Here is a 13,658-nt window from a genome sequence, read left to right as displayed (position 1 = left end):
TGGACGCGGCGGCGGGGGCCGCGGTGTCGGACGGCGCTTCTTGCGAAGCGGCCGCGTCGACCGGCGTGGCTTGCGCGGGCGCCGGGGCGTCGGGCTCGCTGGAAACGAACTGCGGCACGACGAAGCCGGCGATCAGGCCCAGCACGATCGCCGCGGCCCAGGCCCCGACGATGGTGCCGATGCTGCGCTTCTGCGCGGCGGCGATGACCTCGTGCCGGGTCGAGGCCGGCAACTGCGGTTCGACCAGCTCCCACAGCGTCTCGCCGCTGTACAGGTCCAGGCCGTTGGCGACGCGCTCGGAATTGCTGTCGAAGCGCCCGGTGGTGACCATCATCCCGCCCGCGGCGCCGTTGAAGCGCACCGCATCGGCCAGTTCGGCCACGGTCGCCGCCGACACGCGATAGTCGGCGTCGCCGAGCTTGCACGACAGCAGCCAGGGCTTGCCGGCGCGCAGCAAGCGCAGCTCGGCCTGGGTGCCGCGAGCGAGAGACTCCTCGACCGACTCGGCTTCGAAGCCGCGTTCGCGCAGGGATTCGACGATCAGGCGGGCGAACTCGCGCCAGCGCATCTTGGCCAGGCCGGCGATACCGGTGGCGACCTCAGTGCGATGACGGCGGTAGGACCACAAATAGGCGGTGGACACCAATCCGATCGTCAGTGCGACGGCGGCAGCAGCCCACAGGGAAAAACTCGACATGAAGCGCTAGGCCCATAAAAGACGCTGAGGATATACGGCCTGCGACATCTAGCACTTGTGTGAACTGAGACGTAGTTCGCGAAATTGACGTGTTCGTTATCGGCCGTTCCATCAAGAACGACGATTCGGTGTCAGCGTGAAGTCCATCCGCTACGGCATGGCGGATGTGCGGTGTTCGATGCGGGGCATCGTCGCGACCCGACCGCGGCGGTCGCAGGCATAAGAAAGCCCGCCAGTCCGAAACCGTAAGGGGAGGGGAGCATACGGAAGCGCGGACTGGCGGGCTTAAACGTCGCGCTGCGGATGACCCGCAGCGCAGTGAAGCCGGAGTTGAAGCTGGTTTACGGTGCGACCGGCGGCTTCGGGCGCGCGATGGACTTGCGCGTGGCCTTCTTCGCCGCCGGCGACTTCTGCGCCTTCGGCTTGGCCGCCGCGGCCTTCTTCGCGGCGGGCTTGGCCGGTGCCTTGGCTGCGCTCTTGCGTGCGCTCGGGGCGCTGCCGCCCTGGCGACGCAGTTCGCGGGTCAGGGACTCGACGCGCTCGCTGAGGTCGCTCAGGTCGTCGCGGCCCGGCACGCCGAGCTTGACCAAGGCGCGCTGGACGCGCTCTTCGAACACCTTCTCGAGGCGGTCCCAGGTGTCGGACGCGCGTTCGCGCGCCTGGCCGACCTTGGACTCGACCGCGTCGCGCAGCACGCCGGCTTGGCCGCCGGTGAACTTGCGCGCGGTCTGCTCGAGGCTCAGGCCTTCCTTGACCAGGCCTTCGAACAGCTTGGTGCCCTCGGCCTGGGCGCGACCGAACGCGCCGACGCCAGCCAGCCAGATCTGCTGCGCGGATTCGCTGAGCGTCTTGGACAGGCGCTCGGCCTGTTCCTGCGCGCTGCCCTTGCCGGCGCTACTGCTCTTGCCGGTGGTCTTCTTAGCGGTCTTCTTGAACTTGGCGGCCATGGACGTCCTGTAATGAGTGCTATCGCTGTGCACTCAAGATGGCCCCCCTGTCTAGAGTAATCACACCAACGCAGAGCGAGGGGTCGGTAATGAGAACGAGGAGTGAGAAACGGGTGAAAGCCGGCTCGCTTTCACTCGTTTCTCACTCCTCTCCACTCACTTCTCGCTTCTGGCTGCAGACGCCGTCCTGCGGCGCCGCGGCCGTGGCTGAGCCACCAGCCTGTCGACGTCGTCCAGTGCACGCCGCAAGCGTGCGGTGGTCTCGGTATCGCGTTTGGGCGGTGTGATGCCGTCGAGGATCGAGCGCTGGCTGTCGGCGATCACGTCCCGACGCAGGCGCAGGCCGTGTGCGGCCAGCACCGGCCCGAGCACGTCGGCGCGCAGGTGCAGGTCGGCCAGGGTGTTGCGATAGGCGATCTCGCAGATGCGCTGGCGCGCCGAGAAGCTGAAGGCGTTGGTGAAGAACAACTCGCGGTCTTCGGCGTTGGGCTCGAACACCAGTTGGTCGATGTCCGGGTATTGCTGGGCGTAGCGGGCCAGGCCGACCTGCATGCGCGACTGCAGCAGGGTGCGGAAGGTCTGCGACAGCACCGCCGGCAGGCCGCCCGCGGCGAGGCTGTTGTCCTCGGCGACCGGCACGCCCTGGTTGTGGTTGAACGGCACCAGCGGGTTGATGCCGATCAGCAGGTCGATGCCGCGATCCAGCACCACCGAGGCATGCATGGTCCGGCGCAGGGCGCCGTCGACGAAATGGCGGCCGCGGATCTGCACCGGCGGGTACAGCCCGGGCAGCGCGGCGCTGGCCTGGACCGCCTGCGAGATCGGCACGTCGCTCCAGTTGTCGCCGCCGAAGCGGACCGCGTCGCCGCTGTCGATGTCGACCGCGACCACGTACAGCTCGGCGTCGAGTTCGCGGAAGTCGTTGCTGCGGCCGCGGCGGGTGAAGACCTCGCGCAGGAACAGCTCGACCTGAGCATTGTCGAACAGGCCGTTCGGGATCAGGCCGCCGAAGCGGGTGATCAGGTCCGACCAGCGCGCCTCCAGCGGCGAGAACAGCAGCTCGCGCCACCACTCGGTCGCCAGGCGCGGAAAACTCGCCGCGCGCTTGACGTACTCGAGGAAGGCCGGGCGCATGAAGGTTTCCGGGCGGAACTCGACATCGGCGCTGTCGCCGGTGACGAAGATCCGGCACATCTCGGCGGTGTCCATGCGGTTGGCCAGGCCGGCGGCGAGGAAGGCGCCGCTGCTGACGCCGACGTAACAGTCCAGGCGGGTGAGGTCGAGGCCTTCGATCGCTTCGTCGAGCGCGCGCAGCGCGCCGAGCTCGTACATGCCGCCGATGGGACCGCCGCCGGCGATGGCCAGGCCGATCTTCGGTGCAGAAGCGTTGGTGCCGTGGGCCGAACGTTTGCGGCTCGCCCGGTTCCGGGCGGAATGGAGTGACAGCATGTGATAGGCAGCACGGCCCGGGCGGAATTCGGTCGAGTGTAGCCCAGGACGGGCGGAGCACCAGGGGGCTAGGACCAAGGTCTGAGCCGGGCCGATGGGCCGGTGCCGGTTGGCACGTCGGTCGGCTTGCGGAGGCCGGCCGGCGCCGCGATCATCGTCGCGATGGCCAGGACGACCGAACATAGCCAGCGTCTGGGGTGTCTGCTGGCCCGCCACCAGGCCCTGCACGACCCCGGGCGCGAACCGCGTAATCGCCTGCGCTGGCTGCCCGAGCTGCGGCTGTGGCAGGCACGACGCCTGGAAGCCAGCTTCGACCGCTTCCTGCGCGACCCGCGCCGGCGCCCGGCGGCGCAGTTCTTCCTCAGCGACGTCTACAACGACCGCGACTTCAGCCGCCGCGACGCCGACATCGCCAAGGTCTTGCCGATGATGCAGCGGCTGTTGCCCGGCTCGTTGCTGAGCACGGTCGCCGATGCGATCGAGCTGGGCCTGCTGACGCACGCCTTCGACCTGCGCATGGCCGAGCGCCTGCAAGAGCTGGCGCCGCGCCGGCGCCGTCTAGACGGCCCGCTGTACGCGCAGATCTACCGCGCCTGCGGCTTGCCGCGGCTGCGCGGCCACCAGATCGAGCTGATCGCCGCGGTCGGCCTGGGCCTCGGGCAGGCGGTGCGGATGCCGGGCATCCTGACCCTGCTCAAACTCTCGCGCGGTCCGGCCAAGGCGGCCGGCCTGTCCGAGCTGCAGGGCTTTCTCGAACGCGGCTTCGCGGCGTTCGGCCGGCTCGGCGACGTGCGCGAGTTCATCGCCGAGATCGAGCAGGACGAACGCGACATCGCCGCGCGGCTGTTCGCGGGCGAGGCCGATCCGTTTCCGGCTTTGGATTGAGCCCGGAGCGAATGCGGCCGGGCGGTGTCGCTGTTCGCGGCGACTGAGCGCCGCCGTCGCTATGCCTGCGTGCGGCCGCTTACTTGAAGCGTTCTTCCAGCACGCGGCGGATTTCCGACTCGATCGGGCCCTTGAGGGCGCCGAGCAGGAAGCCGAGTTGCGCGGTCACGTGCAACTGATTCGGTTGCAGCGAGATCTTGCCGTCGACGCCGCTGCGCACGAAGTTGAGGGTGTCGCCGACCCAGTCGTACTCGACATCGAAACGTTCGGCTAGCTTCTTCGCGACTTCCTCGACGGCTTTGCGGGCTTTGGCCGGAGCGAGCGAGTGCGGATGGCGGATATCGATGCTGGACATGGTCTGGGTTCTCCCTGGAGGCCGGTATTGTGGGGGCAGGGACGGGCGCATCCAAGCCTGGGGCGCGCTGCGCCGCGGCGCGGTGTTGCGAGCGGGCGAGGCGACGTTGCCGCCGGGTATCGGTGCGAACTCGCCGCAGCGCTCGGCTCGGTCTGCGCTCACGGAGATGTACGCGATTCGACAACCTGCTAGATTGCGGCGGAGTGAGCGCCCTCAAACTTCGATACCCGAATCGCGAACATGCCGACCTGGCCCTCAAGCCCGGGGTGCATGCGATCGGCCGCGATTCGGCCGGCCGCACCGTGCTGGTCGAAGACGCCGGTGCGGCGATCGCCCAACTCAGCGTCGACCGTCGCGGCGTCTGGCTGCAGGTGCGCGAAGGCCTGCGCGGCCTGCACGTCAACGGCCGTCCGGTGAAACGCGTGGCGATGCTGCGCGCCGGCGATGCGATCTTTCTCGACGGCGTCGAACTGCTGCTGATCGACGACAAGCCCGAACCCGCGCCGCCGTTCGGGGTCGACATCCCGGCCGATTCGCGCATGGTCGTGCGCGGCGTCGGCGGCATTCATCACGGGCGTTGCTACACCCTGGAGCAGCCGCGCCTGATCGGCCGCGCCGGCGATTGCGACATCCGCATCAACGAACCGGCCTTCGCCGACCGCCATGCGCGCCTGGAAGCCCATGCCGATGGGGTGGTGCTGCGCGACGTCGGCTCGGTCGACGGCAGTGTGGTCAACGGCCAGCCGGTGCGTCACGCCCTGCTCAAGCCCGGCGACCAGTTGCTGCTCGACGGCCAACACCGTTTCGTGATCGAAGCCCCGACCCGCCAGTTCAGCGCCGCCGAAGCCCTGCAGGCCCAGCTGGCCCAGGAAGCGGCCTCGAACGAAGAACGCATGCAGCCGCCGTCGGCCCTGCCGGCCTCGGTGCGGCGCATGCCCTGGTTGCTGCTGGCCGCCGTGGTGATGGCCGGCCTGCTGAGCCTGCTGTTGCTGTACGGCACCCGCTGAGCCCGAGACAGGGTAGGAGCGGCGCGAGCCGCGACCGTGTTCCTTCAAGTGACGCCGTGGCGTCGTATCAGCGCCGTTATTTGCTTTTCGCGGTCGCGGCTTGCGCCGCTCCTACAGAAAGCCGTAGTTCCGGGGAAGGAGCGGCGCAAGCCGCGACCGTCCCGTGTCCGGTCGCGCCGCTATCTGCTGCGGTCGCGGTCGCGGCTTATGACCGGAGGAAATCCCTGTGGGACGCCGCTCCTACAGGTGAGCGGTGAATCGCGCCTATTGCGCCGCGGCTCTGCGCCGCAGTCTCGCCTCGGCGACCTTGCGCCATACCCGCCAGCCCAGCAGGACGGCCAGGATCGTGGCGTACAGCAAAGGCTCGCGGATGTCCGACTTCACCAGCCACCAGAAATGCAGCACGGCCAACACGGCGATCGCATAGACGAGCTGGTGCAACTGCCCCCAGCGCCGGCCGAGGCGCCGCATCATGCCCTGGGTCGAGGTGACCGCGAGCGGGATCAGCAGCAGCCATGCCAGAAAGCCCACGGTGATGTAGGGCCGTTTGGCGATCTCCTCGAAGATCTGCGTCCAATAGCCCTTCAGGTCGAGCACCAGGTACGCGGTCAGGTGCAGGCTGGCGTAGAAGAACGCATACAGGCCGAGCAGGCGGCGGAAGCGCAGCAACACCGGCTGGCCGCTGAGCTGGCGCAACGGCGTGACCGCCAGCGCGATCATCAGCAGACGTAGCGCCCACAAGCCCAGGCGGTGCTCGATTTCGGCGATCGGGTCGGCGCCGAGCCCGCCGCTGCCGGTCAGCACTTCGGAGCGGATCTGCCAGGCCAGGATCGCCGCCGGGGTCAAGGCCAACGCGTGCACGGCGAGTTTGGCCCAGATCACGCCAACCGGAGTCCGGCGTTTTAATGCCGCCCCGGTCGGACGCCGGGAAGCGGAAGACGAGGCGGACGAAGGCGCCGCCGATCCGGATTCCTTCGCCATCTCAGAACCAGAGCCGCAGGCTCATGCCGGCATACAGGCTGGCGACCTGGTCGCCGTAGCCGTTGAACAAGCGGGTCGGGATGCGGTCGACGAACAACTTGCTGCCGGTGCCGGCGATGCGGCGCTCGGTCTTCTGGCTCCAGCGCGGGTGGTCGACGCTCGGGTTCACGTTGGAGAAGAACCCATATTCGCTGGGTTGCAGGTCGTTCCAGCTGGTCAGCGGCCGGCGCTCGACGAAGGTGATGGCGATGATCGACTTGATGCTCTTGAAGCCGTACTTCCACGGCACCACCAGGCGCAACGGGGCGCCGTTCTGTTGCGGCAGCGATTTGCCGTACAGACCGGTGGCGAGCAGGGTCAGCGGGTGCATGGCCTCATCGATGCGCAGGCCTTCGCGATACGGCCAGTTGATGGACGGATAGGCGAGGCCCGGCATCTGCTTGCGGTCGGCCAGGGTGGTGAAGGCGACGTACTTGGCCTTCGAGGTCGGCTCGAAGCGCTTGAGCACGTCGGCCAGCGGCACCCCCAGCCAGGGGATCACCATCGACCAGCCCTCGACGCAGCGCAGCCGGTAGATCCGCTCCTGCGGGGCCAGGCCCTTGATCAGGTCCTCCAGCGAGAGCTTGCCCGGCTTGGCGCAGGCGCCGCCGACCGCGACCGTCCACGGACTGGTGCGCAGGGTCCGCTCGGCCCGGGACGGGTCGGACTTGTCGGTGCCGAACTCATAGAAGTTGTTGTAGGTGGTGATGTCCTCGTAGCGGGTCAGGACCTCGTCGGTGCGGAAGCCGGCCTTCATCTGCTCCGGGCTCGCCGCCGGCAGCGACCGCGGCGCCGGCGGTTCGGCCTCGGCGCAGCCGGACAGGCCCAGCGCCGGGGTCAGGGCGAAGGCGGCGAGCAGGCGCCGGCGTTCGCGGTAGACGGCCTCGTCGGTGATCTGAGAGGAGGGGATAGCGAGGGCATCGCGCAACGACATGAGACGGCTCCGGCGGGGCGGGTTCCGAGTCCCCACGACATACGGGACCCGATGTGAGGATAGAGGCAGCCAACGGGGCAAAAGTTGCGCGAGAAACGGAGGCGCACACGGTGTTGCACTGCGGCATACTGAGGGGCCAACCCCCACTACGGAGTTTCCGATGTCCCGCGCTTTCAACTTTAGTGCCGGTCCCGCGACCCTGCCCGAACCGGTCCTGCTGCAGGCGCAGTCGGAACTGCTGGAGTGGAACAACGCCGGGGCCTCGATCGTAGAGCTCAGCCACCGCGGCCCGGAATTCATCCAGGTCGCCGCCGAGGCCGAGCGCGACCTGCGCGCGCTGATGTCGATCCCCGAAGATTACGCCGTGTTGTTCCTGCAGGGCGGCGCGACCGCGCAGCAGGCCCTGATCGCGCTGAACTTCGCCGACCCGGGCCAGACCGTGGACTACGTGGTCACCGGCCACTGGGGCAAGACCGCGCTCAAGCAGGTCAAGCCTTACGTCAACGCCAACATCGCCGCCAACGGCGAGGCCGACGGCTTCCGCACCATCCCGGCGCGCGACACCTGGGCCCTGTCCAAGGATGCGGCCTATGTGCATTACACCGCCAACGAGACCATCCACGGCGTCGAGTTCCGCGACATCCCCGACACCGGCGACGTTCCGCTGATCGGCGACTTCAGCTCCAGCATCGTCTCCGAACCGCTCGACGTGTCGAAGTTCGGGGTGATCTATGCCGGCGCGCAGAAGAACCTCGGCCCGGTCGGCGTCAGCGTGGTCATCGTCAAGCGCGAACTGCTCGAACGCGCCGGCCAGCCGCGCGCGGAGATCTTCGACTACCGCGCCCACGTCAAGGGCGAGTCCATGCTCAACACGCCGCCGACCTGGAACTGGTACCTGGCCGGCCTGGTGTTCAAGTGGATGCTGGCCGAAGGCGGCGTGGAAGAATTCGCCAAGCGCAACGACCGCAAGTCCAAGCTGCTGTACAGCGTGATCGACAACTCCGGCGGCTTCTATCGCAACGAAGTGGCGACCGCTGCGCGTTCGCGCATGAACGTGCCGTTCTTCCTCAAGGACGAAGCGCTCGATAAGCCTTTCCTCAAGCAAGCGCAGGACGCGGGCCTGATCTCGCTCAAGGGCCATCGCGCCCTGGGCGGCATGCGCGCCTCGATCTACAACGCCATGCCTGAAGAGGGCGTGCAAGCGCTCGCGGCCTTCATGCAGGACTTCCAGCAACGGCACGGGTAAGCCGCCGCGCTTGGCCGATGCCGCATCGGCATCGGCCGCGGCTGCGAACGCCCGGTCTCGGATGGCCGGGCCGTGCGATCCGAAGGCTTCGTGTTCCACCAGGGACGGCATCGCAACACCTTCGGTAGCGACGAGACGACAATGACCGACAAGTCACGCAAGACCCAGCAAGCAGACCGCAAGCCGCCGGCCAAGCCCGGCCAGCCGAAACCGGCCGCCGCCAAGGGCGCCACCGAAAAGAAGCCCGTCGGCAAGGCGAAAGCCGGGTCGGAACCGGCCGTGGTCAGTCCCGACCTGGCGCTGCTGCGCGAGCGCATCGACGGCATCGACCGCCACATCCAGGAACTGATCGGCGAGCGCGCGCAGTTCGCCAACCAGGTCGGCAAGGCCAAGGGCAAGCTCGCCGCCGCGGTCGATTACTACCGCCCCGAGCGCGAGGCCCAGGTGTTGCGCCGGGTGGTCGACCGCAACGACGGTCCGCTCAACGACGAAGTGCTGGTGCGGCTGTTCCGCGAAATCATGTCGGCCTGCCTGGCCCAGCAGGAGCCGCTCAAGATCGGCTTCCTCGGCCCGGAAGGCACGCATTCGCAGCAGGCGGTGTACAAGCATTTCGGCCACTCGATCCACGGCCTGCCGCTGGCGAGCATCGAGGAAGTGTTCCAGGAAGTCGAAGCCGGCAACGCCGATTTCGGCGTGGTGCCGGTCGAGAACTCGACCCAGGGCACGATCCAGTCGACCCTCGACATGTTCCTGACCTCCGGGCTCAAGATCAGCGGCGAAGTCGAGTTGCGCGTGCACCAGCACCTGCTCTCGCGCAGCGGCCGTATCGAGGACATCGAACGCGTCTATTCGCATCCGCAGTCGTTCGCCCAGTGCAAGGCCTGGTTGCGCGAGTACTTGCCGAAAGCCGAGAAGATCGCGGTATCGAGCAACGCCGAAGCCGCGCGCCGGGCGCGCAATGCCGACGACGCCGCCGCGATCGCCGGTGCCAGCGCCGGCAGCGTGTACGGGCTGCGCACCGTCGCCGGTCCGATCGAGGACCGCCCCGACAACACCACCCGATTCCTGGTGATCGGCCGCGAACTGTTCACGCCGTCGGGCAACGACCGCACCTCGCTGCTGATCTTCATCAAGGACGAGCCGGGCGCGCTCTACAACGTGCTGTCGCCGTTCGCCAAGCGCGGCCTGAGCATGAACCGCATCGAGTCGCGTCCGGGCCACACCGGCCGTTGGCAGTACGCCTTCTTCGTCGACATCGGCGGCCACGTGCAGGAGCCGGCGATGCGCGAAGCGCTGGAAGAACTGGAAGAGCTGGCGCACGAAGTGAAGGTGCTCGGCTCCTACCCGGTGGCGATCGCATGAGCGCGCCGGCCACGCAAGCGCAAGAGCCTGCCAGTCGCGAGGACAGGGGCGCGCCGGCCTATGACGAAGCCTGGTTCGCCGCGCGCGCGCAGGCCGGCATCCAGCGCCTGAAGGCCTACGACCCGGGTCACGACCTGGTCGCGCTGCGGCGCCGTTTCGGCGAGGCCAACCTGGCCGAACTGGGCTCCAACGAAAACCCCTACGGCCCGTCGCCGCAGGCGCGCGCGGCGATCCTCGACTCGCTGCACGCCTTGCATCGTTATCCCGACCCGCTTGGCGCCGACCTCAAGCGCGCGCTCGCCGCCAAGCACGGCGTCGACGTCGCCCAGGTCCAACTCGGCAACGGCTCGCACGAGTTGCTGATGCAGCTCGCGCAGGTGTTCGCCGGCCCCGGCGACGAGGTCGTGTTCTCTCGCTACGGTTTCGCCGTGTTCGCACTCGCGACCCAGGCCGCCGGCGCGACCATGCGCATCGTCGAGGCCCTGCCGCGCGACGCGGCGATGCCCTGCGGCCACGACCTCGACGCAATCGCGGCTGCGATCGGCCCGGCCACGCGCCTGGTCTACGTGGCCAATCCGAACAACCCGACCGGCACCTGGTTCGGGCGCGAAGCGATGATCGCGTTCCTCGACCGCGTGCCGGCCGATGTGCTGGTGGTGATGGACGAGGCCTATGCCGAAATGGCCGAGGCCCCGGACTACGCCAGCGCGCTGTCCTTGCTCGGCCGCTATCCGAACCTCGCCATCACCCGCACTTTCAGCAAGGCCTATGGTCTGGCCGGTTTGCGGGTCGGCTATCTGCTCGCCCAGCCCGGCCTGGTCCAGGTCATGGACCGGTTGCGCGAAAGCTTCAACGTCAACGGCCCGGCCCTGGCCGCCTGCGTCGCGGCGCTGGCCGACGAGGCGCATCTGGACTGGGCTTGCGCGCGCAACGCCGAACAGCGTGCCGCGCTGGCGGCGGCCTTGCAGCAGCGCGGCCTGCGCGTCTTCCCCTCGCAGACCAATTTCGTCCTGGTCGAGTTCGGTCCGCGCACCGCGCAGATCGAAGCGGCCCTGGTCGAGCGCGGCGTGATCCTGCGGCCGATGGCCGGCTACGGGCTCGCCGATTGCCTGCGGATCAGTGTCGGCTCGCCCGACGAGAACCGCCGCCTGCTGGCGGCATTGGACCAAGTGCTGACATGAGTGCGCTCATCGAAGAACAAGCGGCCTGGACGGCCGGAACGGGTTCGCCCCTGCGCGGTTCGCTGCGTGTGCCGGGCGACAAGTCGGTTTCGCACCGGGCGGTGATGCTCGGCGCGCTGGCCGAAGGCATCACCCGCGTCACCGGTTTTCTGGAAGGCGAGGACACCCGCGCCACCGCGCGCGTGTTCGAGCGCCTCGGCGTGCGCATCGAAACGCCGAGCGCGAGCGAACGCATCGTTCACGGCGTCGGCATGCACGGCCTGCGCGGCGTCGCCGAAGCGCTGGACTGCGGCAACGCCGGCACCGGCATGCGCCTGCTCGCCGGCGTGTTGGCCGGGCAGGATTTCGACAGCGTGCTGATCGGCGATGCCTCGCTGTCGAAGCGGCCCATGCGCCGGGTCACCGAGCCGCTCGCGGCGATGGGCGCGCAGATCGAAACCGAAGACGGCGGCCTGCCGCCGCTGCGCATCCGCGGCGGCCGTTCGCTGCAGGGCATCGAATACACCTTGCCGGTCGCCAGCGCACAGGTGAAGTCGGCGTTGCTGCTGGCCGGCCTGTACGCCTACGGCGACACCGTCGTGCATGAGCCGCACCCGACCCGCGACTACACCGAGCGCATGCTCGCCGCGTTCGGCTGGCCGATCGAATTCTCGCCCGGGTATGCGCGCCTGGGCGGTGGCCACGTGTTGCGCGCGACCGACATCGCGGTGCCGGCCGACTTCTCCTCGGCCGCGTTCTTCCTGGTCGCCGCGAGCGTGGTGCCGGGTTCGGAACTGCGCCTGGAAGCGGTCGGCATGAACCCGCGCCGCACCGGCCTGCTGGCGGCGTTGCGCCTGATGGGCGCCGACATCGTCGAGGAAAACCCGCGCGCCGAAGGCGGCGAACCGGTCGCCGATTTGCGGGTGCGCTACGCGCCGCTGCACGGCATCGAGGTGCCGGAAGCGCTGGTGCCGGACATGATCGACGAGTTCCCAGCCCTGTTCATCGCCGCGGCCACCGCGAAGGGCCGCACCACCATCCGCGGTGCAGCCGAATTGCGGGTCAAGGAGTCCGACCGCATCGCCACCATGGCGACTGGCTTGCGCGCGCTCGGCGCGAACATCGTCGAGACGCCCGACGGAGCGATCATCGAAGGCGGCGCTTTGCACGGCGGCGAAGTCGACAGCCACGGCGACCACCGCATCGCCATGAGCTTCGCGATCGCCGCGCAACTGGCGAGCGGCGAGGTCCGCATCGGCGACGTCGCCAACGTCGCGACCTCGTTCCCGGGTTTCGAAGCCTTGGCCGCGAAAGCGGGCATGCGGGTCGGTGCCGCCGAGTAGGGCGCCGGCGCAAGCTTGTTGCAGACGCAAAACGGCGGCCTTGGGCCGCCGTTTTGCTATGTGGGATCAGCGATGAGTGAGGCGAGTATCGCCGTCGTCGGCTTTCGCCGTCATGGGTGTTTTATCTCGGCTCACGGCCGGAGATTCATTGGCGGGGCTTGAATTCCACCGGCTGCTCGACCACCGAGGCCACTTCGCGGCCGTCGCGGGTCGCCGGGCGGAAGCGCCAATCGCGCACCGCGACCAAGGCGGCGCGGTCGAGTTCGCGCGAACCGCTGTGGCGCGCGACTTCGACGTCCTCGGGCTTGCCGTCGGCACCGACATTCACCCGCAGCACCACGGTGCCGCCTTCGCCGCGGCGCAGGGCGCCGGCCGGGTAGCGCGGTGCGGCGTTGTCGGCGGCCAAGGGCAGCGCCTGCGTCACGCGCGGCGTGTCGATCTTTGCCGTGACCTCCGGCTTCGCCGCGGCTTCGACGGCGGCCGCTGCAACGGCCGTCTTGCGCGCGGTGGCGGCCGGCACGGCTTCGGCGAGGCTGTTGCGCTCGATCGGCGGAACGATCACCAGCGGCATCGCCGGGGCCGGCGGCGGCGCCGGCGGGCGCTTGCCGTAGTAGTACCAACCCAGGAAGGTCGCGCCGAGCAGGAGCAGCAGCAACCACAGACCGGTGGAACTCGGTACGACTTCGATCGCAGCGGCATCGGGGGCCGGCGTGGCGTCGAGGTCGTGGCTGTTCGGGTCCAATGGATGTGATGCAACGCTCATTTTTGACCTCCTTTCTGCGGTCCCGGGGGGCGCGACCGAGCGCCGAGCTTCCAAGCGCGGTCGTTAGCCAGCGGTGAACGGAAGGTAAAGAAGATTCAGGCGAGCGACAGGCAAGGCCCGGATCACTGGTTCGCGTTGAAGGTGATCGGCACGATCACCGCATCGGCCACCGGGCGACCGTTGCGCATCGCCGGGCGGAAGCGCCACTGGCGCACGGCGGACACTGCAGCGCGATCGAGCAGGCGCGAACCGCTGCCTTCCACGACCTGCAGATCGCTCAACGAACCCTGCTCGTCGACCGTCACCCGGATCCGCACCGTGCCGCCTTCGCCGCGGCGCAGGGCCTGCGCCGGGTACTGCGGTGGACGGTTGCCGGGCAGCGGCGTGGCCGGCGTCTGTGCGGCGGTGGAAGCGGCGGGCGCGGCCGGCGGCGCACTCGGCATGGTTTGCGGCGGTGCCGGCGGGTTCGGGTTCTCGACCAGTTCGGCGC

Annotated in this window: 14 protein-coding genes (1 of these 14 running past the window's edge); 6 read left to right on the top strand and 8 right to left on the bottom strand. The window is 68.8% G+C overall.

The window, feature by feature from the left end:
- The 3 genes from GLA29479_RS22900 to GLA29479_RS22890 form a co-directional block, all read right to left on the bottom strand.
- On the bottom strand, positions 1-568 hold the 5' portion of the coding sequence (locus tag GLA29479_RS22900) for a restriction endonuclease (protein ID WP_425599996.1). Its footprint begins 20 nt before the window's first position; 568 of the gene's 588 nt are visible here — the first part of the coding sequence; the start codon lies at positions 566-568; the stop codon falls past the left edge of the window.
- Positions 569-1,038: 470 nt separating this feature from the next.
- A complete protein-coding gene (locus tag GLA29479_RS25885; protein WP_144436708.1) occupies positions 1,039-1,644 on the bottom strand; it encodes a phasin family protein in 606 nt (201 codons plus the stop codon).
- 156 nt (positions 1,645-1,800) lie between these two features.
- Entirely contained in the window at positions 1,801-3,093 is a 1,293-nt protein-coding gene (locus tag GLA29479_RS22890) for a patatin-like phospholipase family protein (protein ID WP_057972965.1), read from the bottom strand.
- 162 nt (positions 3,094-3,255) lie between these two features.
- Between GLA29479_RS22890 and GLA29479_RS22885 the strand changes: the two genes are divergently transcribed.
- Positions 3,256-3,978, top strand: coding sequence for a DUF8198 family protein (locus GLA29479_RS22885; protein WP_057920021.1), 723 nt, complete (start codon positions 3,256-3,258; stop codon positions 3,976-3,978).
- A 79-nt stretch (positions 3,979-4,057) separates the two neighbouring features.
- Here GLA29479_RS22885 and GLA29479_RS22880 read toward each other — a convergent pair whose 3' ends face one another.
- Complete coding sequence (locus GLA29479_RS22880; RefSeq protein WP_031371724.1) at positions 4,058-4,333, bottom strand: polyhydroxyalkanoic acid system family protein; 276 nt, start codon at positions 4,331-4,333, stop codon at positions 4,058-4,060.
- A gap of 203 nt (positions 4,334-4,536) precedes the next feature.
- Here GLA29479_RS22880 and GLA29479_RS22875 point away from each other — a divergent pair, with 203 nt between their 5' ends.
- Positions 4,537-5,340 carry an FHA domain-containing protein gene (locus GLA29479_RS22875; RefSeq protein ID WP_031371723.1) on the top strand — a complete coding sequence of 268 codons (804 nt, stop codon included), beginning with the start codon at positions 4,537-4,539 and terminating at the stop codon, positions 5,338-5,340.
- A gap of 264 nt (positions 5,341-5,604) precedes the next feature.
- Here the strand turns inward: GLA29479_RS22875 and msrQ are convergent, their stop codons facing one another.
- On the bottom strand, positions 5,605-6,222 hold the full coding sequence (gene msrQ, locus GLA29479_RS22870) for a protein-methionine-sulfoxide reductase heme-binding subunit MsrQ (protein WP_057917714.1): 618 nt from the start codon (positions 6,220-6,222) through the stop codon (positions 5,605-5,607).
- 100 nt (positions 6,223-6,322) lie between these two features.
- A complete protein-coding gene (gene msrP / locus GLA29479_RS22865; protein ID WP_057917715.1) occupies positions 6,323-7,294 on the bottom strand; it encodes a protein-methionine-sulfoxide reductase catalytic subunit MsrP in 972 nt (323 codons plus the stop codon).
- 160 nt (positions 7,295-7,454) lie between these two features.
- Between msrP and serC the strand changes: the two genes are divergently transcribed.
- The 4 genes from serC to aroA all read left to right on the top strand — a co-directional run bounded on the left by serC (position 7,455) and on the right by aroA (position 12,405).
- A complete protein-coding gene (serC, locus tag GLA29479_RS22860; protein ID WP_057972964.1) occupies positions 7,455-8,540 on the top strand; it encodes a 3-phosphoserine/phosphohydroxythreonine transaminase in 1,086 nt (361 codons plus the stop codon).
- A 141-nt stretch (positions 8,541-8,681) separates the two neighbouring features.
- Positions 8,682-9,902: a prephenate dehydratase gene (gene pheA / locus GLA29479_RS22855; RefSeq protein ID WP_057972963.1), complete on the top strand. Its 1,221-nt coding sequence runs from the start codon at positions 8,682-8,684 to the stop codon at positions 9,900-9,902.
- The gene (hisC, locus tag GLA29479_RS22850; protein ID WP_082638933.1) at positions 9,899-11,083 is read left to right on the top strand and encodes a histidinol-phosphate transaminase; all 1,185 of its coding nucleotides are present in this window, start codon (positions 9,899-9,901) and stop codon (positions 11,081-11,083) included. Before pheA ends, hisC begins: the two co-directional genes overlap by 4 nt.
- Positions 11,080-12,405 carry a 3-phosphoshikimate 1-carboxyvinyltransferase gene (gene aroA / locus GLA29479_RS22845; RefSeq protein ID WP_057972962.1) on the top strand — a complete coding sequence of 442 codons (1,326 nt, stop codon included), beginning with the start codon at positions 11,080-11,082 and terminating at the stop codon, positions 12,403-12,405. The genes hisC and aroA overlap by 4 nt, the downstream gene beginning before the upstream one ends.
- A gap of 145 nt (positions 12,406-12,550) precedes the next feature.
- Here aroA and GLA29479_RS22840 read toward each other — a convergent pair whose 3' ends face one another.
- A complete protein-coding gene (locus GLA29479_RS22840) occupies positions 12,551-13,168 on the bottom strand; it encodes an energy transducer TonB (RefSeq protein ID WP_082638932.1) in 618 nt (205 codons plus the stop codon).
- Between the two features lie 122 nt (positions 13,169-13,290).
- The gene (locus GLA29479_RS22835) at positions 13,291-13,611 is read right to left on the bottom strand and encodes an energy transducer TonB (RefSeq protein ID WP_425599995.1); all 321 of its coding nucleotides are present in this window, start codon (positions 13,609-13,611) and stop codon (positions 13,291-13,293) included.
- Positions 13,612-13,658: the final 47 nt, after the last annotated feature.

The organism is Lysobacter antibioticus (assembly GCF_001442535.1).
Taxonomy (GTDB): domain Bacteria; phylum Pseudomonadota; class Gammaproteobacteria; order Xanthomonadales; family Xanthomonadaceae; genus Lysobacter; species Lysobacter antibioticus.
This window is presented reverse-complemented; position numbering and strand designations above follow the sequence as displayed.